The following is a 25,764-nucleotide window of genomic DNA, read 5'->3' on the forward strand; positions in this document are numbered from 1 at the left end:
AAAAATCCTTGGGGGATGTCATGAGTGAAAAAACACTGACCCGGATGGACCTGAGCGAAGCCGTTTTTCGCGAAGTCGGGTTAAGCCGGAATGAATCGTCGCAACTGGTCGAATCCGTGCTTGGCCATATGTCCGATGCCCTTGCGGCGGGCGACTCGGTCAAGATTTCATCCTTCGGCACCTTTTCGGTGCGGTCGAAATCGGCCCGCGTCGGGCGCAATCCGAAAACCGGCGAAGAAGTGCCGATCCTGCCCCGCCGGGTTCTGACCTTCCGGCCGTCGCACCTGATGCGCGACAGGGTGGCGGAAGGAAACAAGCGGTAGATGGGCATGGACAACAAATCGCCCGATGCCTTTCGCACCATCAGCGAAGTGGCCGAATGGCTTGATGTCCCGACTCATGTCCTGCGGTTCTGGGAAAGCCGTTTCACCCAGGTGAAGCCGGTGAAACGTGCCGGCGGGCGGCGATACTATCGCCCCGCCGACATGGAATTGCTGGGCGGAATCAAACGGTTGCTGCATGATGACGGCTTGACGATCCGCGGCGTTCAGAAACTGCTGCGCGAAGAGGGCATCGCCCATGTTGCCGCGCTGGCCCCCGGTGGCGATGCCCCGGCCCCGGATGCCGATCATGGCGAAACCCCGATGGCCGTCGATGTTCCGCCGCTGCCCCCACGGGGCGAGGTGGTGCCATTCCTGCCCGATACCGACGCCGCGCCGCAGTTCGATCTGTCCAAGGCAAAGGAAGAGGAATCCCTCAACCGGTGGCCCTTCGTCGATGAGCCCGAGAGCAGCGAGACACCCGAATCCACGCCGCCCGAACCGCCCGCCGAGCCCGCGGTTAAGGCGCAAGCCGTCGACACGCCCCCTCCCGCCCGCGAATCGTCGGCCCCGATCACCACATCCGGCGCGATGATCGCAAAGCTGCGCGCGGCCCCGGCGACGCATCTGAAGGCCCGCGCCGACAACCTGCGCCCCATCGTGCAGCGTCTTTCGGCGCTGGAACGCCGGATGGCACCGGCTTCGGAAGATTGATCGGCAAGCCGTGGAAATTTCGTGCATTCGGCCCTTGCCCTCGCCGGGGGATTCGTTAAAAGCACCGTCAGTCGGGCTATGGCGCAGCCTGGTAGCGCGTCCGTCTGGGGGACGGAAGGTCGCAGGTTCGAGTCCTGCTAGCCCGACCAATAGCACTACCAACGCCACTCTCACCAAAGGCCAGACATGACAGGCGTTCTGCCCAGCCAGCGCCTGCGCGCACTGATCGAAACGGGTGCCATCCAGGCCGATCCGCCGGTGACCGAGGCCCAGATCCAACCCGCCTCTCTTGACCTGCGCCTTGGGGATGTCGCCTACCGCGTCCGTGCCTCCTTCCTGACCGGCGCCGATGCCACGGTGGCCGAGCGGCTGGAAGATTTCCAGATGCACAGGGTCGATCTGACTGGCGGCGCGGTGCTGGAAAAGGGCTGTGTCTACCTCGTGCCCCTGGCCGAACGGCTGGCGCTGCCCCAGGGCGTGCAGGCGGTCGCCAACGCCAAAAGCTCGACCGGGCGGCTTGATCTCCTGACCCGCGCGATCACCGATGGCGGGACCGAATTCGACCGCATACCAAACGGTTACACCGGCCCCCTCTATGCCGAGATTTGCCCGCGCTCGTTCTCGGTGCTGGTGCGCCCGGGCATGCGGCTGAACCAGATACGCTTCCGCGGGGGGCAGTCGCGTCTTGATGACGACGCCCTGCGCGCACTGCATGCCGAAACGCCCCTGGTGGATGGCCCGGCGGTGATCGACGACGGGCTGGCCTTCTCGGTCGATCTCGAACCGCAGGCCGGCACCCTCGTGGGCTATCGCGCCAAGCCCCACACCGGGGTCATCGATCTCGACAGGATCGGCCACTATCCGCCCGCCGATTACTGGGAGGAACTGCACAGCGACAAGGGCCGCATCATCCTCGACCCCGGCGCCTTCTATATCCTTGTCAGCCGCGAAGCGGTGGTCATCCCGCCCGACCATGCCGCCGAAATGGCACCCTTCCTGGCCATGGCGGGGGAATTCCGGGTGCATTACGCCGGCTTCTTCGATCCCGGCTTCGGCTGGGCGGCGGCAGGCGGCACGGGGGCGCGCGGCGTTCTGGAAGTGCGCTGTCACGAGGCGCCCTTCGTGCTGGAGCATGGCCAGGTGGTGGGGCGTCTGGTCTATGAACAGATGGCCGAAACCCCCGAAACGCTTTACGGGGCCGATCTGAAATCCAACTACCAGGGTCAGGGCCTGAAACTCGCCAAGCATTTCAGGGGCTGATCGCCCCCTCCTCTTTCTTGCTGAAAATACTCAAGTTTCCCGACGCCAGCCAAGGGCGCAATGGATTCAGAAGCGCCCGATCCGCCGCACCGCGCGCAGCGATTTCCGGGCGCGATCGGCGTTCTGGCGCGCCGCCTTTGCCTGTGCACGCTCCTGCGGTGTCATGTCCTGGGGCCGCTTCTTTGGCCCCACGGCCCGGTTGATCCCGGCATTCACACCGCGGTTCAGCAGTTTCCGCATCACCATGCGCAGGATCATGTTGACGATCTGGTTCACGTCTCGCCCTCTTCGAACATGTCGACCTGTCCTTCGTCCTCGCCCGGTTCGCTGATGTCGGGTTGCGGGCGGTTCTCAAGAAGGCCGGCCGCGCGCAATTCCTTCAGCCCGGGCAGGTCACGCGCCGATTCCAGCGCGAAATGGTCAAGGAAGCCCTGGGTCACCACGAAGGTCACCGGCCGCCCCGGAGTCATCCGCCGCCGCCCCAGGCGGATCCATTCCAGCTCCATCAACTGGTCGATGGTACCGCGCGACACCGAAACGCCACGAATTTCCTCGATCTCGGCGCGGGTGACCGGCTGGTGATAGGCGACGATGGCCAGGGTTTCGATGGCGGCGCGCGACAGCTTGCGCAGTTCCACCGTCTCGCGCTGCATGAGAAAGCCAAGGTCGGGCGCGGTGCGGATCGCCCAGGCGTCGCCCACCCGCACCACGTGCACGCCGCGCCCCTCATAGCGGCGGCGCAGCAGGGCCAGCGCCTCGACCGCGTTGCTGCCGTGGGGCATCCGCGCGTTCAGTTCGGCCACGGTGACGGGCGCGGCGCTGGCAAACAGCACCGCTTCCACCATGCGTTCCTGTTCGGCCAGGGGCGGCGCCTGGAACAGGCTTTCTTCGCTTGCATTCTGCGCGCTCATCACGCCTCCCGCATCTTGATCTGGATCGGTGAGAAGGTTTCGCCCTGACGGATCTGGATGCGCCCCGCCTTTACCAGCTCAAGCGAGGCGGCAAAGTGGCTGGCGGTGGCGCTGCGCCTGCGGGTGGGATCGCCGCGCCAGTCATCGGGAAGATAGGACGAAAGGTCGGTCCACTCGCCCGCATAGCCGATCAGCCCGCGCATACGCTCAAGTGCCTCTTCCATGGTCATCACGTTGGTGCGGTCCATCACGAAGGGGCGGAAATCGTCGCGGGTGCGGATCCGCGCATAGCCTTGCATCAGGTCCAGCAGGGTTGCGGTATATTTCACCCGGCGGATGCGCTCCACCCCCTCGCCCTGCCCGCGCGCGAAGAAATCGCGCCCCAGCCTGTCGCGCCCCATAAGCCGCGCGGCGCAATCGCGCATGGCGGCCAGGCGTTCAAGCTGGAAGGCCAGATGTGCGGCCAGATCCTCACCCGAGGGGCCTTCGTCGCGCGGGTCGGGCGGCAGAAGAAGCCGGGATTTCAGGAAGGCCAGCCAGGCGGCCATCACCAGGTAATCGGCGGCCAGTTCGATGCGCAGCTCCTTGGCCTTTTCCACGAAGGCCAAGTATTGCCGTGCCAGCGCCAGCACCGAAATCTGGCGCAGGTCCACCTTTTGCGTGCGTGACAGGGTCAACAGCACGTCAAGCGGCCCCTCGAAGCCATCGACATCGACGATCAGCGCCTCGGCGGCCAGGCGTTCTGCCACCGGATCGAAGCTGGGATCGCCCTGGTCGGTCTGGTTTTCGGCCCCGTCAGCCATAGACCTTTCCCCTCATGAGGGCGGCAAGTTCGGCCTCATGGGCGGGGATGTCAATCTGCACCGGGACGCGCCGGCTGGCCAAGGCGGCGGCGGCCCGCCGCTCACCCGCAGGTGTCATGGGGTCAAGAACCGCCGCCACCGCGCGCCGTTCGGCCAGGTCGCCGTTGCAATGCAGCACAAGGTCACAACCCGCCTTCTGCGCCGCCACGGCCCGTTCGGGCACCGTGCCGCCAAGGGCGTTCATGCCGATGTCATCGCTCATCAAAAGGCCGTCGAACCCGATGTCGCGCCGGATCACATCATCGATCAGAACCGGCGAAATGGTGACCGGGCGCGCGTCGATCTGCGGGAACAGCATATGCGCTGTCATGCCCATGGGCAGGTCATTCAGCTTGCGGAAGGGGGCGAAGTCGGACACCTCCAGCGTGGCGCGGTCGCTGTCGCAGACCGGCAGGCCATGGTGGCTGTCCACGGCGCCGCGCCCGTGGCCCGGCATATGTTTCATCACCGGCAGCACCCCGGCATCCATCAACCCCTCGGCCATGGCGCGGGCCATGTTGGTGACGGTTTCGACGTCATGGCCGAAACAACGGTTCATCAGGAAGGGATGGGTTTCGGGGGTCGCAATGTCGCAGGTGGGGCCGCAATTCACGTCGATGCCCAGATCGGCAAGCTCCGCCCCGATCAGCAGGCCGCGCAGGTACATTGCCCGCGCCGAGCCGCCCGCGCGCTGCACATGGTCCAGCGGCGGCAGCCACTGGCGCCAATGGGGCGGGAAAAGCCGCTGCACCCGACCGCCTTCCTGGTCCACCAGGATCGGCGTCGCCTCGCCCAGGGTGTCGCGGATGGCGCCGGCCAGGGCGCGGGTCTGGTCGGGGGTGGCGATGTTGCGCGCGAACAGGATCACGCCCCAGGGGCGCGCCTCGGCCAGGAAGGCCCGCTCATCGGCGTGCAGGCTGTGGCCGTCGACGCCGACGGTGAAGGCCGAAACGCCCATGGGCTCAGCGCACGACGACGGGAATGCAATCGGCCTTCTCGGCCATCAGTGCCGAACAGAACCGCCGCGCATCGCTGAGATCGGCAAAGCCCATGGCGCGCAGGCGATAGAAGGTCTTGCCGCCCGATTGCGCACGCTGAACCACGCGCTGCTTGCCGCCGAAATACTCCTCGAACTGGCCACCGATCTTTTCCCACTGGCTGCGGGCCACTTCGGCGGATTCGAAGGCACCAAGCTGCACAAGGCGGGTGCCCGCCGGAATGGTATCGGCCGCCACTTCGACGGTTCCGCTGGCCGCCTGTTCCACCGGGGCGGCAGATGCGACGGGGCGCGACAGGTCACTGGGGCGATTGGCCGGGCGCGGTGAGCGCAGCAGGCCCTTGTCGTCGCGCAGGCCCGTGGTATCGGCCGAGGTATCGGTAACCCCTGTCAGCGGCGCGACACCTTCGGACAGCGCCTCGGCCAGGGCCAGGGCATCGGCGGTGGAATCGCCGGTCATCTCGGGCAGGTCCAGGGGCGGGCCGTCGCTCAGCGCTTCGGCCACGGCCATGTCGGTGGCCAGCGCATCCTCGGGGGTGTCGTCGATGCCCACCGGCGCCTCGGCCACCTGTTGTTCGGGGGCGGGTGTCACGGCCTGGTCCAGAACCGGGCGCGGCAGGCGGGGCGCGGGAAGATCCTCGGCCTTCAGGTCCAGCGGCGCTGGGGCCAGGATCACCTGATCGGTCGGCCCCGCGGCCGAGCCTGCGGCGGCCACCTGGTTCACGGCCAGCCCCTGGTGCGCGGCGGCCACGCCACCCGGGTTCTCGGGCGCCACGCGGATCGGTCCGGCCAGGGCACGCACCACCGGAACACCTGTCACATCACGCACGAGAAGCTTGTACCCCCAGACGCCGGTGCCAATCAGAAGGCCCAGTGAAATAAGCCCGCCGGCCAGGTTGACCGCACGACCCACCTTCGCGCTCTGGGGCGCCGCTTCGCCCGCGTCGTTGTAAACGTCCGCCATAGAATGCCTCACTGCTCGAATCGCAACGCTGGCCCCGGGGCCAGCCTGTTTCAGCGATGTCTGTCGTCTGCCTGTCTCGCGACCAGCGGTCGGGGCGCCTTTGTCAGCGCATTTCCTCGACCGGAGTCACGCCAAGAATACCCAAACCTGCGGAAATGACAACGGAAACGGCGCGCGGCAGGGCGATTTTGCCCGCCGATGCCGAAGTGTTGCCGTCTTGCAGGAAGCGCAGGGCGGGCGTGTCGTTGCCCCGGTTCCACAGCGCGTGGAAATCGGACGCCAGTTCATAAAGGTAGAAGGCCACGCGGTGCGGTTCATGGTTGCGCGCCGCGATTTCCACAAGGCGCGGCCATTCGGCCAGCTTGCGGGCGACGGCGAATTCGGCGGCATCTTCAAGCACCGGTTCGTCGGACAACGGGATACCCGCCTCGGCGAACTTGCGCAGCACCGAGTGGATCCGTGCGTTGGCATACTGGACATAGAAAACCGGGTTGTCCTTGGACTGTTCCACGGCCTTGTCGAAGTCGAAATCCAGCGGCGCGTCGTTCTTGCGCGTCAGCATGACAAAGCGGGTCACGTCCGGGCCCACCTGTTCGACCACGTCCGACAGCGTGACAAAGGTGCCGGCGCGCTTGGACATCTTGAAGGGTTCGCCGTTCTTGAACAGCTTGACCAACTGGCACAGTTTCACATCCAGCGGCACCTGCCCCTCGGACAGGGCCGAAACAGCCGCCTTCATCCGTTTGACATAGCCGCCATGATCGGCACCGAAGATGTCGATCAGCTCGTCATAGCCACGCTGCACCTTGTCGTAATGATAGGCAATGTCGGGGGCGAAATAGGTCCAGGAGCCGTCGGATTTCTTCACCGGGCGGTCCACGTCGTCGCCATGGGCGGTGCTGCGGAACAGGGTCTGCTCGCGCGGTTCCCAATCCTCGGGCAGCTTGCCCTTGGGCGGCTCTAGCACCCCCTCGTAGATCAGCCCCTTGGCGTGCAGATCGTCGATCGCCGCCTCGATCTTGCCGGTGCCGTAAAGCGATTTCTCGCTATAGAAGCTGTCCATGGTCACGCCGAGGCTGGCCAGGTCGGTGCGGATCAGGTCCATCATCGCCTCGGTGGCGAAATCGCGCACTTCGGCCAGCCAGACCTGTTCGTCCTGGCCGACATAGGCATCGCCCACCTTCGCCTTCAGCGCCTCGCCCACCTCGATCAGGTAATCGCCCGGATAGGTGCCATCCTCGAAGGCCACGGCCTGACCGTGCGCCTCGAGATAGCGCAGGTAGACAGACCGCGCCAGGACATCGACCTGCGCGCCGCCATCGTTGATGTAGTATTCGCGTGTCACGTCCCAGCCGGCATAGTCCAGCAGCGCCGCCAGGGCATCGCCAAAGACCGCACCGCGGGTATGGCCCACATGCAGCGGGCCGGTGGGGTTGGCCGAGACATATTCCACCAGCACCCGCTTGCCCGCGCCCATGTCGGACCGGCCGAAGGACGGATCGCCCAGCACACCCGCAATGACGCCCGCCCAGATGCCATCGGCCAGCCGCAGGTTCAGAAACCCCGGCCCCGCCACCTCGGCCGCGACGATCCGCGGATCGTCTGCCAGCCGTTGGGCCAGCGCATCGGCAATGTCACGCGGTTTCAGCTTTGCAGGCTTGGCCAGAACCATCGCGGCATTGGTGGCCATGTCGCCATGGGCGGCATCGCGCGGCGGCTCGACCGCGACATTGGCAAGGTCAAGCCCGGCGGGCAGCGCGCCCTCGGCCATCATGGTTTCAAGCGTGGCAATCACCAGGGTGCGGATATCGGCAAACAGGTTCATCTCAAGCGGTCCTTCAGGGTTGCGCGCGGTTTATCACGCCCGGCGGAATGTTCAATCGTCCTGCGCGCCCTGCCCGCATTACTGGACCGAAGCCATCAATGGGCGTAGATTTGCGGCATTTCACGTCTGTTTCCAACGAAAGCCATTGCCATGTCCCACGAAACCCGGCTGTTCGCCCTGCGCCGCCTGCGCGACGAGATCAGGGCCGAAACGAAAACCCGCGCCCTTGCCGCCGAAGGCACCCATGATCCGGCCCTTGCCGCCAAGGTGGATCGCTGGATTCAACAGGTGGCCGCCGCGCAAAAGCAGATCAAGTCAGGCCACCACCTGAACGCGCTGCAATTCGAACAGATGCGCTTTGCCGCCGACCGGTCGGCCCGCCATTCCGCCGCACAGAGGTTCCGAAGCCGCGATGCCAACCTTGCCGCCCTTCAACGCGCCACCGTCGAAGTGGCCCAGGCCCTGGGCGCCCTTCTGGCCCAGAAAGGCGCCGAGAAGAACGACCTTGCAAAGGCGGTCGAGGCCATCGGCAAGTCGTTGGAGAAAATCATGAAATCCATCGACACCGGGGCCACGGCGACGCAGGATTTCGGCCTTGGACAGCAGGAACAGACGATCACCGCATCGGTGCGCCAGCTTGAACGCACCACCGGCACGCCCACCGGCACCGCCGCTGGCCTGCCGGTGATCGACCTTTTCACCCTGATCCTCGCCTATTTCGCGATGATCAAGGCGATGCGCCGCTAGATCAAGTCAGGGGTTCGTCGCCCGGCGCGCCGCTGGGGCGCTTATTCTTCTCCTCGACCTCGCGGATTTTCGCGGCCTCTTCGGCATCCTCCGGCTCGCCGTCGGCTTCCTTTTCCTCGGTCTGGTCCTGGGGCACCTCGATGTCTTCGGTGCCCGGGGGCACCATCGTGATCAGGCGCATCCCGGGCCCGCCCTTGAAATCCTCGGCCTTGTTGGCCTGCAGCACCACGAAGACGCCGTTCTTGTCGATATGGCCCAGCAACACCGCCTCGGGGCGCAGGGCGCGCCAGTCCTCAAGGGTGAACTGCTCGGTCAGGCGGGTGCTGCGGAAGGTCCAGCCCTCCCACATGCGGCGGCTCATCTCGCCGAAGGTGGCGCGATCGCCGATGGCCCGCCCACCCAGCGAGGGCGGCAGCTGGTTGCGCGAGAACTCGGACTTCTCGCGCGTCAGTTGAAACACGTTCTCACGGCCGAATTCGGGGGCAAGGTCCGTGGCAACAAGGGTGTTGTAGGCATCGTTGTCGGTTGCCGTGATGACAACGCGGAAGCGGTTGATCTCGACCCGGTGCTCGGCCACCTCGGACAGGATGTCGCCGAAAAAGGTCTGGATGTCGGCGGCCCGGGCGCGGCGCAGGTGGCTGCGGTTGGGGTCGGCGATCAGGACGGGAACCTCGTGCTTGGCCAGAACCTCGGCCAGGCCGACGCTCCAGCGCGATCCGCCGACGATCAGGACACCGGGCGTTTCCGCTGCAACCTGCCCCAGCCAGCGCGCCAGCGGCGCAAGGGTAAAGCCGTGCAGAACCACCGTCACCGTCACCAGCGCAAAGGCCAGCGGACCGATCAGCCCGCCATCGACCACGCCCAGCCCTGCCAGACGCTCTCCGAACAGGCCGGCGACGGCCACCAGAACCACGCCGCGCGGCCCGGTCAACGCAACCAGCAGGCGTTCCTTCATGGGGATCTTGGTGAAGGCCAGCGCGATCATCACCGTCAGGGGCCGCGCCACCAGCACCACAAGCGCAAGGAAAATGCCGGTGCGCCAGGTCAGTTCGCCCAACTGGGTGAAATCCAGCGAGGCCGCCAGCAGGATGAACACCCCGCTCACCAGAAGGATCGTCGCGTGTTCCTTGAAACGGCGCAGTTCCTCGAAGCTGGCCAGGTTGGAATTGGCGATCATGATGCCCATGACCGTCACCGCCAGCAGCCCGCTTTCATGAAGCAGCGAATCCGAAAGCGCGAAAACCCCAAGCAGGACGACGAAAAGAACCGGAATCTTCATGTATTCCGGCACCCAGGCCTGTTTGAAGCTGCGCGCCATCAGCCAGCCCGCAGCACCGCCCAGCACGGCGGCAAAGCCGATGCCGACACAGAACTCCATCACCGCAGCGCCCGCCGTGGTGGCGGTGTTCAGCACCAGCACCACTTCGAAGGCCAGAACGGCCGCAAGGGCGCCGATGGGGTCGTTGATGATCGCCTCCCATTGCAGCATCGCGGCGGGGCGGCGTGACAGACGGGCGGCGCGCAGAAGCGGCGCGATCACCGTCGGGCCGGTGACGATCATGATGCCGCCGAAGACTGCGCTGCTTTCCCAGCTCAGCCCGGCACCATAGCGCAGGGCCAAGGTGCTGGTCAGCCAGCCCAGCGGTGCGCCGATCAGCACCAGCCGCCGCACGCCTTCCGCCGCATCGCGCAGCGAATGAAAGTTCAGCGTCAGACCGCCCTCGAACAGGATCACGGCGACCGCAAGGGAAATCATCGGCGCCGTCAACGGCCCGATGTCGCGCTGCGGATCGAACAGGCCGAACACCGGCCCGGCCAGAACACCCGCCAGAAGCATCAGCACGATGGCCGGCATGCGAAGTTTCCAGGCCACCCATTGTGACCCGACACCCAGGGCGCCCACCAGCGCGAAGGCCTGCACCGCGCTCATCGCGCCCTCTACTTCGGTCGCCATCAGAGGTTGCGCCCCATCTTAATCGTTACAAGAATACTCAAACCACACCCTTTCCACCGCAAAGCCGACCGTGCTCCTGAATCGCGAAGCGGTCGGTCATCCCTGCGATGTAATCCGCGACGATGCGTGCCAGTTCCGTCTCGCTGCGCACTTCGGCCACATCTTTTCGCCACTGCTTGGGCAATTGCGACGGGTCGGCCATGAAAAGCGGGAACAGATCCTCGATCATGGCGGTCACCTGGGCGCGCATTTCCACCACCTTGGGGGCGCGGTACATGCGGTGAAACAGGAAATCGCGGATCACCTGCAAATCGCGCCAGACGGGATCGGAAAAGCGGATCATCCCCTGCCCCGCCTCGCGCACGTCCTGCGCAGACTTGGGCGCCAGCCTGGCCAGTCTTTCGCGGGCCTGGGCGATCACATCCTCGACCAGCAGGCCGAAAAAGCGGCGCAACGCCTCGTGCCGCCGCTTGTAATAGTTCAGGCCCGGATACAGCGCATCGACCTTCGCAAAGCAGACATCCAGCAAGGGCATCTGCGCCAGTTCGTCGGTATCGAACAGCTCGGCCCGCAGGCCATCGTGCAGGTCGTGGTTGTTGTAGGCAATGTCATCGGCCAGCGCGGCCACCTGCGCCTCGGCCCCGGCGAAGGTGTGAAGCTCCAGATCGTGGCGGGCGTTGTAATCGGCCAGCGCAAACGGAATGTCGCCGGTGACGGGGCCGTTGTGCTTGGCAATCCCCTCAAGCGTTTCCCAGGTCAGGTTCAGCCCATCGAAATCGGCATAGTGACGTTCCAGCGAGGTGACGATCTTCAGCGTCTGGGCGTTGTGATCGAAACCGCCATAGGGCGCCATCAGGGCCTGCAGGGCATCTTCGCCGGTGTGCCCGAAGGGCGGATGGCCCAGATCATGGGCCAGCGCGATCGCCTCGGTCAGTTCGGCGTTCAGCCCCAGCACCCCGGAAATCGTGCGCGCCACCTGCGCCACCTCGATGCTGTGGGTCAGGCGGGTGCGGAAATAGTCGCCCTCGTGTTCGATGAAGACCTGGGTCTTGTGTTTCAGGCGGCGAAAGGCGCTCGCGTGGATGATCCTGTCGCGATCGCGCTGGAAGCACGACCGGAAGGTCGATTCCTCTTCCGCGTAAAGCCGCCCCCGGGTTTCGCCGGGGCGTGAAGCAAACACCGCGTCCATCATCCTGCCAGTTCTTGTGAGCATGTCCCGCCCGCCTTATATTGAAAGCGAAGTGCCAAGCAAACGTGAAAGGCCCGCCATGCTGTTGCCGCCCAAGGTCACCGACCGCGCATTCGCCCGTCTGGCCGAAATCAACGAAGACGCCGAGGCGCCCCAGGCGCTGCGCGTTGCCGTCGACGGGGGCGGCTGTTCGGGGTTCCAATACGACATCCGGCTGGACCAGCCCGAGGATGACGACCTGGTGCTGGAGAAGGACGGACAGAAGGTGCTGGTGGATTCCGTCTCGCTTCCCTTCCTGGCCGATGCCGTGATCGACTTTACCGAAGAACTGATCGGCGCGCGTTTCGTGATCGAAAATCCGAACGCGACATCCTCTTGCGGCTGCGGTACATCCTTCTCCATGTGATGAACCAAGGACCGGCCCCATGAAAATTGCGACCTTCAACATCAACGGAATCAAGGCGCGCATCGGGGCCCTGTCCGACTGGCTGGACGAAAGCGCGCCCGACGTGGCGATCCTGCAGGAAATCAAATCGGTAGATGAGAACTTCCCGCGCGAACACTTTGAAGACAAAGGGTATTCCGTCCACACCCACGGGCAGAAATCCTTCAACGGCGTGGCCATCCTTTCAAAACTGCCGCTGGAAGATGTGACATTCGGCCTGCCCGGCGATGACGATGACGAACAGGCCCGCTGGATCGAAGCGACGGTAATGGGCAAGAGCGCCGTGCGCATCTGCGGGCTGTACCTGCCCAACGGCAACCCGGCGCCGGGGCCGAAGTACGATTACAAGCTCGCCTGGATGGAGCGGCTGCAAACCCGCGCCGCGCAGCTTCTGGCGTCTGAAGAGCCGGCCCTGATGGCCGGGGATTACAACATCATCCCGCAGGACGAAGACGCCGCCCGCCCCGAGGCCTGGCGCGAGGATGCCCTGGCCCTGCCCGATTCACGCGCCGCGTTCCGCCGAATCCTGAACCTCGGGTTTACCGAGGCCTTTCGCGCCCGCACCCAGGGGCCGGGGCATTATTCGTTCTGGGATTATCAGGCCGGCGCCTGGAACAAGAACGACGGCATCCGCATCGATCACTTCCTTCTCACGCCGCAATGTGCTGATCTGCTTGAAAATTCATGGATCGAGCCCGAGGTGCGCGGCCGCGAGAAACCCAGCGATCACGTGCCGGTCTGGGTGGAGCTCGCGGCCTGAGGCGCCCTATTCCGCCGCCACCTTGCGCCGCTCAAGCAGCGGCTTGAGGTATTGCCCAGTATAGCTTTCCTCGACCTTCACGATATCCTCGGGGGTGCCCTGGGCCACGATCTGACCGCCGCCGTCACCACCTTCGGGGCCGATGTCGATGATCCAGTCGGCGGTTTTCACCACATCGAGGTTGTGTTCGATCACCACCACCGAATTGCCCTGATCGACCAATTCGTGCAGCACTTCCAACAGCTTGCGCACGTCTTCGAAATGCAGCCCCGTGGTGGGTTCGTCCAGGATATAAAGCGTGCGCCCGGTCGACCGTTTGGCCAGTTCCTTTGACAGTTTCACGCGCTGCGCCTCGCCCCCCGAGAGGGTCGTCGCCTGCTGGCCCACCTTGATATAGCCAAGCCCGACACGCATCAGCGCATCCATCTTCTCGCGGATGCTGGGCACGGCTTTGAAGAACTCCTGCGCATCTTCAACCGTCATATCAAGAACGTCGGCTATGCTCTTGCCCTTGAACCGAATTTCCAGGGTTTCACGATTGTACCGCGCGCCCTTGCAGGTTTCGCACTCCACGTAAACATCGGGCAAAAAGTGCATCTCGATCTTGATGACACCGTCGCCCTGACACGCCTCGCAGCGCCCGCCCTTGACGTTGAAACTGAACCGCCCGGGTTTGTATCCGCGCGCCTTGGCTTCGGGCAGGCCCGCGAACCAGTCGCGGATCGGTGTGAAGGCCCCGGTGTAAGTGGCCGGATTCGAACGCGGAGTCCGCCCGATGGGGCGCTGGTCAATGTCGATCACCTTGTCCAGATGCTCCAGCCCCTTGATGGTTTCGCAGGGTGCGGGCGTCTGGCGTGCCCCGTTCAGCCGCATACTGGCCGTCTTGAACAGGGTTTCGATGGTCAGGGTCGATTTGCCCCCGCCCGACACACCCGTCACGCAGAGGAACTTGCCCAGCGGGAAATCGGCCGTCACCTCGCGCAGGTTGTTGCCGGTCGCCTTCACCACGGTCAGCTTCTTCTTGTTGCCCTTGCGCCGCTTCTCGGGGACAGCGATTTCGCGTTTGCCGACAAGGTATTGCCCGGTGACCGAACCGTCATTCGCCATGATCTCTGCGGGCGTGCCCTTGGCCACCACGCGGCCCCCGTGCACCCCGGCGCCGGGGCCGATGTCGAAGACATAGTCCGCCTCGCGGATCGCCTCTTCGTCATGTTCCACCACGATCACGGTATTGCCCTGATCGCGCAGGTTCTTCAGCGTGCCCAGCAGGCGGTCGTTGTCGCGTTGGTGCAACCCGATGCTGGGTTCGTCCAGCACGTAGAGAACCCCGGTCAGCCCGCTACCGATCTGGCTGGCCAGCCGGATCCGTTGCGATTCACCGCCCGAAAGCGTGCCGGCATTGCGTGACAGGGTCAGATACTCAAGCCCGACATTGTTAAGGAAACCAAGGCGTTCGCGGATTTCCTTCAGAATGGCGCGGGCGATCTCGTTTTTCTGGGCGGTCAGGTGATCGGGCACCGTCAGCGTCCAGTCATAGGCCTCGCGGATCGACATCTGCACCACCTGCCCGGCATGCAGCAGTTCGCCCTTGCCGCCGATCTTCACCGCCAACGCTTCGGGGCGCAGGCGATAGCCGTTGCAGGCGCCGCAAGGGCGGTTGTTCTGATAGCGCTCGAATTCCTCGCGAATCCAGCTTGAATCGGTCTCGCGATAGCGCCGCTCCATGTTCGGAATCACGCCCTCGAAGGGGCGGCTCACCTGATAGACGCGCCCGCCTTCGTCATAGCGGAAGGCGATCTCCTCCTTGCCCGACCCGCGCAAGAACACCTGTTGAACGTCGGGCGAAAGATCCTTCCACTTGTCGTTCTGGTTGAATGAATAATACTTGGCAATCGCCTGAATCGTTTGCAGAAAATAGGGCGACTTGCCCTTTCGCCACGGCGCCAGGGCACCATCGGAAATCTTCAGGTTCTGATCGGGCACCACCAGCCGTTCATCAAAGAACAGCTCAACCCCCAGGCCATCGCAAACCGGACAGGCCCCGAAAGGCGCGTTGAAGGAAAATAGCCGCGGCTCGATCTCGGGAATCGTGAAACCGCTCACCGGACAGGCGAATTTCTCCGAGAATGTCAGCCGCTCGGGCTCCCCCTCGCTGGGCGCGGTTTCGAGGATGGCGATTCCGTCCGCCAGGTCCAGCGCGGTGCGGAAACTGTCGGCCAGCCGGGTTTCCAGCCCCTCGCGCACCACCAGGCGGTCGACCACCACGTCGATGTCGTGGCGAAACTTCTTGTCCAGCGTCGGCGGCTCTTCCAGCTCGTAGAACTGACCATCGACCTTCACCCGCTGAAAGCCCTGCTTGCGCAGCTCGGCGAACTCTTTCCTGTACTCGCCCTTCCGGTCACGGACGATGGGCGCCAGCAGATAGCCGCGCGTGCCCTCCTCCATCGCCATCACGCGATCGACCATGTCCTGCACCTGCTGCGCTTCGATCGGCTGGCCGGTGGCGGGGCTGTAGGGGGTGCCGACCCGCGCAAAGAGAAGGCGCATGTAGTCGTAGATTTCCGTGACCGTCCCCACGGTCGAGCGCGGGTTCTTCGACGTCGTCTTCTGTTCGATGCTGATGGCGGGCGACAGGCCGGTGATGTGGTCGACATCGGGCTTCTGCATCATGTCGAGGAACTGGCGCGCATAGGCCGAAAGCGATTCGACATAGCGCCGCTGGCCCTCGGCATAGATCGTGTCGAAAGCCAGGCTGGACTTCCCCGACCCCGACAGCCCCGTGATCACCACCAGCTGATCGCGCGGGATGTCCACATCGATGGATTTCAGGTTGTGTTCGCGCGCGCCGCGCACTTCGATCATCTTTTGCTCGGGCATCGCCCACCTCGGTAATTCGCGCGGCCCTGTCGGCCGGATGATGACAAGATAGGCGTCCCTGCCGGTATCGCCACCCGCAAACTAGAACATTCGCGGAACATTTACCATTTCTTTAGATTTCGCGGCCAATCTTTCTGTGGATAATCACAACCGACAAGGCACCGCAAAGGGCAAGAATGCCCGTCAGGATCATCAGACCATCGAAACCGGCCCAGAACACAGTGGCAAACAGCGGCGTGCCCAGCGTCGTGCCGACATTGCCCAATTGTGCAACAGCCCCGTTGGCGCGGGCGCGGTTGGCGGTTTCGGCGTTCAGCGCCGGTATCGCCGCAAAGCTGGCCCCGGGAATCAGGCCGATGACGGCAAAGAGGGCGCATGTCAGAATCCCCTGCACCGGCGGGGCCGTAACGAGAAGGAGTATGGAAACCAGCGCGATAAGGATGAAACCCGCCAGGGCGATACGCCCCGGTGCGATGCTGCGGGCCAGGAACCCGGCCAGCATCGTTCCGGCAAGCGAGAGGATGGGCAAAATCGCCGGCGACGGCGTTCCGGGCACCAGCGGGAGGAAGGTGAGCAATGCCACGAAGGTCAGCGTGTGCCAGACGAACCCAAGGGCCGGCGCCAGAAGCCGGGGCGTGCGATAGATGGCGATGTGCTCGCCCAGAACCGAGGTGACGAGCCGCGGCGGATGGCCCACCGGTTGCGGCGCCCATCGCCAGATCGCCAGCGCGATCAGCCAAAGCGCCCCGCCATGCCAAAGCATGAGGGCCGGCAGTCCCCCCTGATCCACGATCAGCGGCACCACGATGGCGGCCATGGCAAAGCTGACGCCGAAGAATGTGCCCCAAAGGCCCATCACCACCGGCTGATCCGCGGGGCGCGCAATCCCCGCCATCATCGTCGGCGCGGCGATCACGATCACCAGGTGTGAAAACCCCTCGGCCACGCGGCTGATGAACAGAAGCTCGAACCCCGGCAATGTCGCCTGCGCAAGGGAAACCGCACCGCCAAAGACAAGGGCGCCCAGCAGCATCCGCCGCTGACCCACCCGCGCCACGATCATGCCCGCCACGACCCCCAGCACGATTCCCACCGTGCCGAGGGCCGAAACCAGGATCGCCACCTCGCCCAGTGGCCGATCATAGGCCAAGGCCCAGGACGGCAGCGCAAGGGAAACCTTGGCGAACTGTCCGGCGGCCAGAAGGCCCGCGATGAACAGCAGCCAGACAAGGGGCCAGTTGGTGCGGGAAAGCGGGCTTTGCATCCCTTCCTCTAGGGCGCGGCGCAGCTGACGGCAAGGCGCGCCGGTCTAGAAATGCAGCGCGCGGTCATATGCATCCAGCACCGATTCATGCATCATCTCGCTCAGGGTCGGATGTGGAAAGACCGTCTGCATCAACTCTTCCTCGGTGGTCTCCAGCTGGCGACCGACAACATAGCCCTGAATCAGCTCGGTCACCTCGGCACCCACCATATGCGCGCCCAGAAGTTCGCCCGTCTTTGCGTCGAAGATGGTCTTCACCATGCCCTCGGCCTCGCCCAGGGCGATGGCCTTGCCGTTGCCGATGAAGGGAAACCGCCCGACCCGGATGTCGTGGCCGGCTTCCTTTGCCTTGGCCTCGGTCATGCCGACGCTGGCGATCTGCGGCTGGCAATAGGTGCAGCCCGCGATCGAGCCGGGCTTGACGGGGTGCGGATGCCCGCCGGCGATCAGTTCGGCCACCATGACGCCTTCGTGGCTGGCCTTGTGCGCCAGCCAGGGCGCGCCTGCCAGATCACCGATGGCGAAGATGCCCTTCACACCGGTGCGGCAGAATTCGTCGGTCACGACATGGCTCCGCTCGACCGTGACGCCAAGCGCCTCAAGCCCCAGGTCCTCGGTGTTGCCGACGATGCCCACGGCGGAAATGACGGTGTCGAAGACATGCTTTTCAACCTTGCCGCCGCGTTCGATCTGCGCCGTCACCTCGCCCTTGCCCCGCTCAAGCGCCTTGACCGACGCCCCCTCAAGGATGGTCATGCCCTGCTTGACGAACCTCTTGCGGGCGAAATCGGCGATCTCGGCATCTTCGGCGGGCAGGATGCGGTCCAGCACCTCGACAACCGTGGTATCGGCCCCCAACGTGTTGAAGAAGCTGGCAAATTCGATCCCGATGGCTCCCGAGCCGATCACCAGAAGCCGCTTTGGCATCCGCTTGGCCACCAGGGCGTGACGATAGCTCCAGACCAGATCACCGTCAGCCTCCAGCCCCGGCAGCTCGCGCGCCCGCGCGCCTGTGGCCAGAACGATGCTGGGCGCGGCCAGCGCCTGCGTTCCCGATTCCGAGGTCACGGCAACCTGCCCCGGCGCCGTCACGCGGGCCATGCCCATCACCACGGAAATCTTGTTCTTCTTCATCAGGTGGCCGACGCCGGCGCTCAACTGACCGGCGACACCGCGCGACCGTTTCACCACCGCGCCCAGATCGAACCCCACCCCCGAGGCCGAGAGCCCGAATTCACCGGCCCGCTGCATCAGGTGATACACCTCGGCACTGCGCAGCATCGCCTTGGTGGGGATGCACCCCCAGTTCAGACAGATCCCGCCCAGGTTCTCACGCTCGACGATGCAGACCTTCAGGCCCAGCTGCGCGCCCCGGATCGCCGCCACATAGCCACCCGGACCCGCGCCGATCACGATCATGTCGAATGTCTGGTCTGCCATCCCTGCCCCCGTGCCTGTCCGGCCCGAGGCTATCGCATCCGCAGGGCGGCATCAATCGCGCCGGGGCGGCGAAACCGCCCCTGTCAGGCGGCCTGCAACGCGCGGACCGTGGCGCCGTATCCGCCATCGTCGATGAAGGCCTGTTCGCAGGGCTGGGTCGTCCGCGACAGCGCGTCGTTGCGATAGGGAAAGCGGCCGAACTTGCGGATGACCTCGCGGTGGGCGCGGGCATGCAACAGGTTGTTGCCGCCGCTTTCGGGCATCCGAGTGAGGAACAGGCGCACGCAACGATCCTGATCGCAAAGGTTCTCTGAATGCATCAACGGCATGTAGAAGAACTGCCGCGCCGGTTCGTCGATCTTCATGTCCCATCCGCGGGCAATCGCCATCTTGGCCGCGGCCAGGGCGATGCGATCCGACGAAAAGGCCCGGGGGCTGTCGCGGAACATGTTTCGGGGCAGTTGATCGTTCAGGATGATATAGGCCAGCGTGCCGCTGGGATAGGTCAGCCACATCGCGAAACCACCCTCCTGGGCGGCCTCCCAGGTGGGGGCGAACCGTTCGCGCACCTGGGCGTCCAGCTTTGCGCCACCCTCGTACCAACCCTTGGGCCCGACCTCGTCAAGCCAGAACGCCAGAACCTCATCTGGGTGTGCCATCACCCGTCCTCCACAAATCGCCAGCCTGCCATTTTCGAATCGTGCCACAGAACATTGGGGAAACCAAGACTTAGCCGGTGTTGCCTTCGTTTTCCGCGTCATCGGTGTGTTCTGCCGCCCACTCTGTCGCCGCTTCCACCGTCACTGCCGAAGCCGTGGGCAGAACCGTGACATAGGCCGAGGTTTCGCTGACCGAAGGCGCGGCGCGCTGCGTCATGCGGTAGATGGCATAGACACCCAGCAGCAGCATCAGCGTGGCAATGAACATCCAGAACCCCGGCGGCCCGAAGGGCCCCATCATCCAACCGGTGATCAGCGGCCCGGTGATGGCCCCGACCCCGTTGATGAACAGCATCCCGCCCGATGCGGCGGCCATGTCCTCGTGTTGCAGATAGTCGTTGGTATAGGCCAGCAGGAGCGCATAGAGGGGGTTGCTCAGCCCGCCGATGAGGAAGGCCACCACCAGCAACAGCGTGAAGACATGCCCCAGCATCGCGCCCACCAGGCAGGCCAGCCCGCCCAGGATCGCCACGCCACAGATCAGAACCCGCCGGTCCATCCGGTCCGAGGCCCAGCCGATGGGATATTGCAGCACCAGCCCGCCGATATAGATCGTCGCCACGAAGATCGAAATCTCGCGCACGCTCAGCCCCGCCTGGCTGCCATAGACGGCGGCCATGCCGAACTGCGCTGAAAAGACGCCCCCCAGCAGGAACATGCCGACACAGCCCAGCGGTGAAAAGCGATAGAGCGTCCGCAGGCTCATCGGCTTGGTGGTTTCGAAGGGCGGCGTCGGGTTGACCGAAAGAAGAATGGGCGCAAAGGAAATCGACACCAGCACCGAGGGGATGATGAACATCACGAAGCCCGACGGATCGCCGAAGGCGACGATGGCCTGGGCGCCGATGATGCCGATCATCTGCACGATCATGTAAAGCGACAGGCTCTGCCCGCGGGTTTCATTGGTCGAACTGTTGTTCAGCCAGCTTTCGGCAGTGACATAGACCGCCGAGAAACAGAACCCGATGGCCACCCGCAGCAGCGTCCAGGCAATGGGATCGGCAATCGCCGGATACATGATCAGGATGGCCGAGATGAAAGACCCCAGCGCGGCGAAAACCCGGATATGCCCGACTCGGCGGATCATCTCGGGCGCCAGGCGCGAACCGCCCAGGAACCCCATGAAATAGGCCGACATGACAATCGACATCGACAGCGTCGAAAACCCCTCAAGGCTGCCGCGGATACCAAGAAGCGTGCCCTGAAGCCCGTTGCCCAGCATCAGCAGGCTCATCCCCAGCAATAGCGCCCAGGAGCTGCGCAGTACCTGTATCATACCCTGTCCGATCCTTGTGTCCGGTCACGCCGACCCGCCTGGTCCCGGCAGTGCTTGCGCAATTGCGACTCAGCCCTGTCGCATCTGGGCGGGCGGTATCAGAAGCGATGCATCGCCGTAAGAGAAAAACCGATACTCTTGCGTGATCGCATGGTCATAGATGGCACGCACCCTGTCCACCCCCATCAGCGCCGACACCAGCATCATCAGCGTGGTGCGCGGCAGATGGAAATTGGTCATCAGCGCATCGGCCATGCGAAACCGGTATCCCGGCGTGATGAAGATGTCGGTGGGCCCGCGCCAGGGGGCGATGCGGCCCGCCTCGGGCGCGGCGCTTTCGATCAGGCGCAGGGCGGTGGTGCCCACCGGGATGATCCGCCCGCCCGCGGCGCGGGTGGCGTTGATCTCGTCCGCGGCGGCCTGGCTGACCTCGCCCCATTCCGAATGCATCCTGTGCTCGGAAATGTCGTCCGCCTTGACCGGCAGGAAAGTGCCCGCCCCCACGTGCAGCGTGACATGGCTGAAGTCCACGCCCTGCGCCGCCAGTGCCGTCAGCAGCGCCTGATCGAAGTGCAGCGATGCGGTGGGCGCGGCCACGGCCCCCGAACGGGCCGCCCAGACGGTCTGGTAATCCTCGCGGTCGCGCTCGTCGGCGGCGCGGCGCGCGGCGATATAGGGGGGCAGCGGCATCTGCCCGGCCTCGGCCAGGGCGGCATCGAAATCCTCGCCCAGCAGGTTGAAGGCCAGGAATCCGGTGCCCTCGTCGCGCCCGGTCAGCCGCGCCGAAAGCCGCTCCGAGAACACGATCTCCTCGCCATCTCGCAGCTTCTTCAACGGCTTCAGCAGGGCCCGCCAGCCACCGTCGGCCCGCGGCTCCAGCAGCGTCACCTCGATACGCGCGGCGGTGCGCCCCTCGGCACCATCGCGGAACCGCTGCCCCGACAAGCGCGCCGGGATGACCCGGGTGTCGTTCAGCACCAGCCGGTCGCCCGGGCGCAGGAAATCGGGCAGGTCGATGGCCCGCGCGTCGGTCATCCCGTCGCCCTCGGCCACCAGCATCCGCGCCGAACTGCGCGGGCGCGCCGGGCGCGTCGCGATCAGGTGGTCGGGCAGGTCGAAATCGAAATCGCTCAGCTTCATGGCCCGCCTAATGCGCAGTGCCGCGCCGACGGTCAACACGCCGTTTCTCTTTCTTGCCGAAAATACTCAAATCCGCCGATCGCCCCGCGCGCGGCGGTCAGCGTTCGGGCGCGGGGCGGCGAAAGATCTCGCGAAACATTCCCGGCGTCAGGATCGACAGGGGGTTCACCTGCACCGAAGGCCGCGCGGCGGGGCCGGTCAGCTGGAAATTGAAGCCGAACAGCCCCTCGCCGGCGCGGGTGAAGATCGAACCGACCCGGTTCAGAAGATAGATGGGCGAGACCACCCCCTGCATGTCGATCCGCTTGCTGGCCAGATCGTAAACCCCGTCCATGGAAATGCCCAGCGACGCGCCGGTGGCGCTGGATTGATACAGGATCACCTGCGACGGCGTCAGGCGGAACGATGCCTGGGTTTCCTCGAACACCAGCCCGTCGCCGTTCAGCTGCTCCAGCAGGCCGACCACCGAAATCGCGCCCAGAAGGTCGGCGATCATCGGGGCGCCGCGAATGCGCAGCCGCCCGACATTCAGCGTGCCGTCATAGGTGCCACGCGCCCCGGTGGGGTTCAGGATGATCTGCATCGGGCCGTCATAGCCGTTCTTCACCAGCCCCGCGTCGCGCATGACGCCCCCGGCGTCGGCGGCGATCAGGCGCAGGCTCACCCCCTGCGGGCCACCGGCCAATTCGCCGCGAATGGGTGTTCCACCGTTCACCCGCGCGGTGAAGCTGCCACTGGTGGTGCGCCCCTCGGCCAGCTTGCCGGTGAAATCAGTCAAGGTGATGCCCTCGGTGACGATAAGGCGGTCGAGCCCGATGGTGACCGGCCCGCGCGCAGCGCCGCCGCCCTGCGCACCCGCGCCCTTGCCAAACCCGGCCCTGCGGAAATCCAGCCGCCCGCCCGACACCGTGATGGCGGGCGGCGCGCCCTTGCCGCGTCCGCCCAGGGAGACGGGCGCATCCAGCCAGTCGTTCAGTTGCACCCGGTCGAACTGCGCACGCTCCAACCCGCCGCCCGGCGCCAGGGTGATCCGCCCCTCGGCCTTCAGCCCTGAGGCATCAATCGAGATGGCATCGACCACGGGCGTTTCCCCCAGCGTCGCGCGCAGGTCCAGCCGGCCTGTGGCGTTGCGCGGCTTGCTCCAGTCCAGCCCGCCGATGCTCAGCCCCAGCCCCGCCAGGTCCGAGGACAGGCGCAAGTCGGGGGGCGCTCCGCTTACCAGGTCGACGGTGATATCGGCCTGCCCCTGCCCCGAAACCATGCCCTCGGGCAGGCCAAGCCCCAACCGCCTGACCGTTTCGCCCGACAGGGCCACCTGCCCCTGCAACCGGCTGCGGCCCCGCTCATCCGGGGCCAGGCCCATGCGCCAGCGGGCCTGCACCGGCACCGCGTCAAGCGTGGCGGCGCCGTCGATCACCACCGCCGCCGGTGTGGCGCGCAGCGCCAGGCGGTCGGCGGCCAGGCTGCGCCCCGGCACCAGCGTGGCGGATTGCACCCCGCTCAGCACGCCTTCGGCCTCATAGGAAATGTCCGCGGGCTTCAGCCCCTTCTGGAACCGGAACGACAAGGCGGTTGTCACCTGCGCGCGCCCCTCGGCCATGTCCGGGCCTCGGGGGCTGTTCTTCAGGATGCGCAGGGGCGGCAGATCCAGCAGCGACAACATGGCGGTGACCGACCCGTCTGTTTTCAGGGTGAAATCGCCAAGCGCGGGTTTCTCGCGGGTGTCGGGCACAACCATGACCGAACCGGCCAGATCGACCCTGCCGCCCTGGGGGGCCGCCACCCCGCCCTGTTCCACCGTGATCGCGAAACGCCGGTCGATGATCGAGGCATAGCCCGCCCCACCGGTGATGGGCGGCATGTCCTTCAGGAACTTCAGGGTGGCGTCGCGAAAGGCGAAACTGGCCGCAAGATCGCCCTTCACGCCGGGTTGCTTGCGGAAGGCGCCGTTGACATCGAACAGCGTACCGGTCGAGATGTTGCGCCCCAGCCAGTCGCGCGTCTTTGCCGCCAGGGGCACCGGCCAAAGCGCCAGCGCGCGCTCGACCGGCACCTCGGGCGCTTCCAGGTCGACGGCCACGTTCCACCCCTCGGGGTTGGCGGTGATAACGCCCCGCGCGGCATAGCGCCGCCTTTCGTCCCGCGCGCCCGGTTCGGTCAGCACGACCTGCCCGATGTCCAGCGTGAAGGGATCGAGACGCAGCCGCACATCCGCCGCGCCCTGCTGGAAATGCAGGGTTTCGGCGAAAAGGCCCAGGGGCGCGACGCGCAGATCGTCCAGCGACAGTTGCGCCACCAGCGCGCCGGGAAAGCCCTGTTCGGACAGGTCGCGCAGATAGGCATGGCCGGTGATCCCGGCGCTGAGTTCCGGGCTTTCGAACGAGATTTCCGAGAAGGTGATCTTCCGCGTCTCGGGGCGGTAGGCGAAATAGGTGCGCGCGCTGGTGAAGGCCAGCGGCTCGGTCTCGGGGCGCGGGCGCAGGGCACCGGCGGCGATATCCAGCGTGCCCGCCAGTTCATCGAGCGCCCCGTCGCTGTTCAGCGCGGCTCGAAGCGCGCCCGAGATCGGCGCATCCAGCACCTTCAGAAAGGACAGCGCCGGCGCCTGCGAGGCGATGTCCTGGGCCGCGACATTGGTGATATTGGCGGTGATCGCCGCCCGCCCGTCGCCCCGCAGGCTGCGCGCCGAAACCTGCACGCGCGCCAGGTCGTCGGTGCCGTTGAAGACCTCGGCCAGCAGCGCCAGTTCCACCGCCTCGCTGTCCTGGGTCAGGGTCAGTTGCCCCCCCACCACCTGCCAGACCCGCGCGGCGCGGGCATCCTCAAGCGTGACGGTCAGGTTGCGGATCGCGGCGCGGTCCATCCGGGCGAAAAGCGGCTGCGCCAACAGGGTTTCGACACTGTCCAGAAGGGCCGGCACGCCCGGAAAGGCCGCTGCACCCTGCCCGAAGGACAGGGAAAAGCTGCCGTCGACGGCGCGGTGCAGGTTGATCTGCGCGCCCTCCAGCGTCAGGTTGCGCGGCGCGATGCGCCCCTCGAGAAGGGCCAGCGGATCGAAGGCCGCCTGCACCCGGTTCAGCTGCGCAACACCCGACCCGTCGCCATCGAACAGCGCCACGTCCAGCAGCGACAGGCGTGGCACGCCGCGGCGGTCGATGAACACCTCGATCCGGTCAAGATCGGCCCGCCCACGCACCAGATCGCGGTTGATGCGGGTTTCGATACGTTCCGTCACCCATGACGGCAGGGTCAGCGTGCGTTCGGTCAGCGCCAGCGCGGCCAGCCCCAGCACACCGGCCAGCACCACGGCCACCAGCAACAGCCAGCCGCCCATGTACCCCGCCCGGCGCGCCGCAACGGCGCCCCGGCGCCGGTTGGGCGGTGGCGGGCCCTCGGGCGCGGGGGGCGGTTCATCGTTCAAGGGCACGTCCGGTTCGGTTGGTTTTCACTGTACCTTCGCGCCTTGTGCCCTAAAACGGAACCTGCAAACCCCGCAACCGAGGATCAAAATCAGATGATAGGCGAAATGGCACCGGATTTCACCCTGCCCCGCGACGGCGGCGGCACGATCACCCTGTCCGATCTGCGCGGCAAGACCGTGGTCGTCTACTTCTATCCGCGCGATGACACGCCGGGCTGCACGACGCAGGCCAAGGGCTTTACCGAGATGGGCGATGCCTTCGCCGCCGCCGGGGCGGTTGTTCTGGGCATCAGCAAGGACAGCGTGGCCAAGCACGACAAGTTCCGCGACAAGCACGGCCTGTCGGTGGCCCTTCTGTCGGACGAGGATGATGATGTCTGCGCCGCCTATGGCGTCTGGAAGGAAAAGAACATGTACGGCAAGGTGCACATGGGGATCGAACGCTCGACCTTCCTGATCGACGCCGAGGGCCGCATCCAGCGCGAATGGCGCAAGGTCAAGGTGCCCGGCCATGTCGAAGAGGTGCTGGAGGCGGTTCAGGCCCGGTGATGCAGCGGTCGGCAAGGGCAGAAATCCTTACTTGCTGTGGCGTCACCGATCAACCTAAGGTTGTACCAACCCGCAGGTGCAACCGTGCCGGGCTGCTGGACGTGAGCGGACATCCGCCCTTGCGCGGGTCACATTCAACGGAGGATTCGT

At 65.5% G+C, this 25,764-nt stretch carries 22 protein-coding genes and 1 tRNA gene; 8 read left to right on the forward strand and 15 right to left on the reverse strand.

The annotated features are described in order from the left end of the window. Positions 1 to 20: 20 nt before the first annotated feature. From ihfA to H7828_RS10045, 4 genes are all read left to right on the forward strand, one after another. A complete protein-coding gene (gene ihfA / locus H7828_RS10030; protein ID WP_226780891.1) occupies positions 21 to 323 on the forward strand; it encodes an integration host factor subunit alpha in 303 nt (100 codons plus the stop codon). Then, positions 324 to 1,034 carry a MerR family transcriptional regulator gene (locus tag H7828_RS10035; protein ID WP_226780892.1) on the forward strand — a complete coding sequence of 237 codons (711 nt, stop codon included), beginning with the start codon at positions 324 to 326 and terminating at the stop codon, positions 1,032 to 1,034. A gap of 72 nt (positions 1,035 to 1,106) precedes the next feature. Beyond that, positions 1,107 to 1,183: transfer RNA gene (locus H7828_RS10040), tRNA-Pro, on the forward strand. Between the two features lie 37 nt (positions 1,184 to 1,220). After that, positions 1,221 to 2,294, forward strand: a complete 1,074-nt coding sequence (locus tag H7828_RS10045) for a 2'-deoxycytidine 5'-triphosphate deaminase (RefSeq protein WP_226780893.1) — start codon at positions 1,221 to 1,223, stop codon at positions 2,292 to 2,294. 66 nt (positions 2,295 to 2,360) lie between these two features. Here H7828_RS10045 and H7828_RS10050 read toward each other — a convergent pair whose 3' ends face one another. From H7828_RS10050 to argS, 6 genes are all read right to left on the reverse strand, one after another. Continuing rightward, on the reverse strand, positions 2,361 to 2,570 hold the full coding sequence (locus tag H7828_RS10050) for a hypothetical protein (RefSeq protein ID WP_226780894.1): 210 nt from the start codon (positions 2,568 to 2,570) through the stop codon (positions 2,361 to 2,363). Further along, entirely contained in the window at positions 2,567 to 3,205 is a 639-nt protein-coding gene (gene scpB / locus H7828_RS10055) for an SMC-Scp complex subunit ScpB (RefSeq protein ID WP_226780895.1), read from the reverse strand. Before scpB ends, H7828_RS10050 begins: the two co-directional genes overlap by 4 nt. Next, the gene (locus H7828_RS10060) at positions 3,205 to 4,008 is read right to left on the reverse strand and encodes a segregation and condensation protein A (protein WP_226780896.1); all 804 of its coding nucleotides are present in this window, start codon (positions 4,006 to 4,008) and stop codon (positions 3,205 to 3,207) included. Before H7828_RS10060 ends, scpB begins: the two co-directional genes overlap by 1 nt. Next, complete coding sequence (nagZ, locus tag H7828_RS10065) at positions 4,001 to 5,005, reverse strand: beta-N-acetylhexosaminidase (protein WP_226780897.1); 1,005 nt, start codon at positions 5,003 to 5,005, stop codon at positions 4,001 to 4,003. Before nagZ ends, H7828_RS10060 begins: the two co-directional genes overlap by 8 nt. A gap of 4 nt (positions 5,006 to 5,009) precedes the next feature. Continuing rightward, complete coding sequence (locus tag H7828_RS10070) at positions 5,010 to 6,008, reverse strand: SPOR domain-containing protein (RefSeq protein ID WP_226780898.1); 999 nt, start codon at positions 6,006 to 6,008, stop codon at positions 5,010 to 5,012. Positions 6,009 to 6,111: 103 nt separating this feature from the next. Further along, positions 6,112 to 7,833 carry an arginine--tRNA ligase gene (gene argS, locus H7828_RS10075; protein WP_226780899.1) on the reverse strand — a complete coding sequence of 574 codons (1,722 nt, stop codon included), beginning with the start codon at positions 7,831 to 7,833 and terminating at the stop codon, positions 6,112 to 6,114. Positions 7,834 to 7,983: 150 nt separating this feature from the next. Here argS and H7828_RS10080 point away from each other — a divergent pair, with 150 nt between their 5' ends. Further along, on the forward strand, positions 7,984 to 8,580 hold the full coding sequence (locus tag H7828_RS10080; RefSeq protein WP_226780900.1) for a glycoside hydrolase family 127 protein: 597 nt from the start codon (positions 7,984 to 7,986) through the stop codon (positions 8,578 to 8,580). 1 nt (position 8,581) lies between these two features. Here H7828_RS10080 and H7828_RS10085 read toward each other — a convergent pair whose 3' ends face one another. After that, positions 8,582 to 10,534 (reverse strand): cation:proton antiporter, encoded by a 1,953-nt coding sequence (locus H7828_RS10085; RefSeq protein ID WP_226780901.1) that lies wholly within the window; start codon positions 10,532 to 10,534, stop codon positions 8,582 to 8,584. Positions 10,535 to 10,571: 37 nt separating this feature from the next. Further along, complete coding sequence (locus H7828_RS10090; RefSeq protein ID WP_226781117.1) at positions 10,572 to 11,723, reverse strand: deoxyguanosinetriphosphate triphosphohydrolase; 1,152 nt, start codon at positions 11,721 to 11,723, stop codon at positions 10,572 to 10,574. 79 nt (positions 11,724 to 11,802) lie between these two features. On the opposite strand from H7828_RS10090, the gene erpA reads away from it, so the two are divergent. Continuing rightward, positions 11,803 to 12,129: an iron-sulfur cluster insertion protein ErpA gene (gene erpA, locus H7828_RS10095; RefSeq protein WP_226781118.1), complete on the forward strand. Its 327-nt coding sequence runs from the start codon at positions 11,803 to 11,805 to the stop codon at positions 12,127 to 12,129. 19 nt (positions 12,130 to 12,148) lie between these two features. Continuing rightward, positions 12,149 to 12,928: an exodeoxyribonuclease III gene (xth, locus tag H7828_RS10100; RefSeq protein ID WP_226780902.1), complete on the forward strand. Its 780-nt coding sequence runs from the start codon at positions 12,149 to 12,151 to the stop codon at positions 12,926 to 12,928. Positions 12,929 to 12,934: 6 nt separating this feature from the next. On the opposite strand, the gene uvrA is transcribed toward xth, so the two are convergent. The 7 genes from uvrA to H7828_RS10135 all read right to left on the reverse strand — a co-directional run bounded on the left by uvrA (position 12,935) and on the right by H7828_RS10135 (position 25,065). Next, on the reverse strand, positions 12,935 to 15,805 hold the full coding sequence (uvrA, locus tag H7828_RS10105; protein ID WP_226780903.1) for an excinuclease ABC subunit UvrA: 2,871 nt from the start codon (positions 15,803 to 15,805) through the stop codon (positions 12,935 to 12,937). A gap of 112 nt (positions 15,806 to 15,917) precedes the next feature. Beyond that, on the reverse strand, positions 15,918 to 17,069 hold the full coding sequence (locus H7828_RS10110) for an MFS transporter (protein WP_226780904.1): 1,152 nt from the start codon (positions 17,067 to 17,069) through the stop codon (positions 15,918 to 15,920). Between the two features lie 45 nt (positions 17,070 to 17,114). Beyond that, positions 17,115 to 18,509, reverse strand: a complete 1,395-nt coding sequence (gene lpdA / locus H7828_RS10115) for a dihydrolipoyl dehydrogenase (RefSeq protein WP_226780905.1) — start codon at positions 18,507 to 18,509, stop codon at positions 17,115 to 17,117. A gap of 83 nt (positions 18,510 to 18,592) precedes the next feature. Continuing rightward, on the reverse strand, positions 18,593 to 19,168 hold the full coding sequence (locus H7828_RS10120) for a DUF924 family protein (protein ID WP_226780906.1): 576 nt from the start codon (positions 19,166 to 19,168) through the stop codon (positions 18,593 to 18,595). Positions 19,169 to 19,238: 70 nt separating this feature from the next. Next, the gene (locus tag H7828_RS10125) at positions 19,239 to 20,504 is read right to left on the reverse strand and encodes an MFS transporter (RefSeq protein WP_226780907.1); all 1,266 of its coding nucleotides are present in this window, start codon (positions 20,502 to 20,504) and stop codon (positions 19,239 to 19,241) included. A gap of 69 nt (positions 20,505 to 20,573) precedes the next feature. Beyond that, entirely contained in the window at positions 20,574 to 21,644 is a 1,071-nt protein-coding gene (gene queA, locus H7828_RS10130) for a tRNA preQ1(34) S-adenosylmethionine ribosyltransferase-isomerase QueA (RefSeq protein WP_226781119.1), read from the reverse strand. A 97-nt stretch (positions 21,645 to 21,741) separates the two neighbouring features. Beyond that, complete coding sequence (locus H7828_RS10135) at positions 21,742 to 25,065, reverse strand: YhdP family protein (RefSeq protein WP_226780908.1); 3,324 nt, start codon at positions 25,063 to 25,065, stop codon at positions 21,742 to 21,744. 93 nt (positions 25,066 to 25,158) lie between these two features. On the opposite strand from H7828_RS10135, the gene bcp reads away from it, so the two are divergent. Next, positions 25,159 to 25,614: a thioredoxin-dependent thiol peroxidase gene (bcp, locus tag H7828_RS10140; protein ID WP_226780909.1), complete on the forward strand. Its 456-nt coding sequence runs from the start codon at positions 25,159 to 25,161 to the stop codon at positions 25,612 to 25,614. Positions 25,615 to 25,764: the final 150 nt, after the last annotated feature.

This window comes from Oceaniglobus trochenteri (assembly GCF_020529025.1).
GTDB classification, from domain to species: domain Bacteria; phylum Pseudomonadota; class Alphaproteobacteria; order Rhodobacterales; family Rhodobacteraceae; genus Oceaniglobus; species Oceaniglobus trochenteri.